Origin of the sequence: Verrucosispora sp. ts21 (genome assembly GCF_002879555.1) — a bacterium.
Lineage (GTDB): Bacteria > Actinomycetota > Actinomycetes > Mycobacteriales > Micromonosporaceae > Micromonospora > Micromonospora gifhornensis.
Genome location: NZ_PNOZ01000183.1, coordinates 1 through 621, shown reverse-complemented (window position 1 = coordinate 621; position 621 = coordinate 1). Strand labels below are relative to the sequence as shown.

Below are 621 nucleotides of genomic sequence, written 5' to 3'. Positions count from 1 at the left end.
TTGATCATGAACACCATGCTGCGTAAGAGCGTCCTCGCCATCGCCGGTCTCACCGTCGCCGGTGGCCTCGCCGCCGGCCCGCTCAACCACACCGACACCACCACGAACACCAGCACCGCCACCGTCGCCCAGGCCACCAAGCCCGACACCGCCAAGCTCATCCCCCACGGCGTCCAAGGCAACCAGTCCCACATCGACCTCAACGACGAACAGGTCGCCAACACCAAGGCGATCATCGCCGCCACCAAGAAGACCGGCATGGACGAACGCGCCGCCGTCGTCTCCATCGCCACCGCGCTGCAGGAGTCGAAGCTGGAGAACCTCGGCCACCTCGGCGACCGCAACGACCACGACTCCCAGGGCCTGTTCCAGCAGCGCCCGTCCAGCGGCTGGGGCACCGTCGAGCAGATCACCGACCCCGAATACTCCACCACCGCCTTCCTCAAGGGCCTCAAGCAGGTCGACGGCTGGCAGAACATGCCCCTGACCGAAGCCGCCCAGACCGTCCAGGTCTCCGCCTACCCCTTCCACTACGCCCAGTGGGAACAGCAGGCCGCCGACCTCGTCGCCGAACACTGGAACAGCTGACCCGAAGACCTTCCTCGTACAGGGGGAACAAGA

At 66.3% G+C, this 621-nt stretch carries 1 protein-coding gene; it reads left to right on the top strand.

The window, feature by feature from the left end:
- Nucleotides 1–6 precede the first annotated feature (6 nt).
- On the top strand, nt 7–588 hold the full coding sequence (locus C1A38_RS30440; RefSeq protein WP_102661105.1) for a hypothetical protein: 582 nt from the start codon (nt 7–9) through the stop codon (nt 586–588).
- Nucleotides 589–621 lie beyond the last annotated feature (33 nt).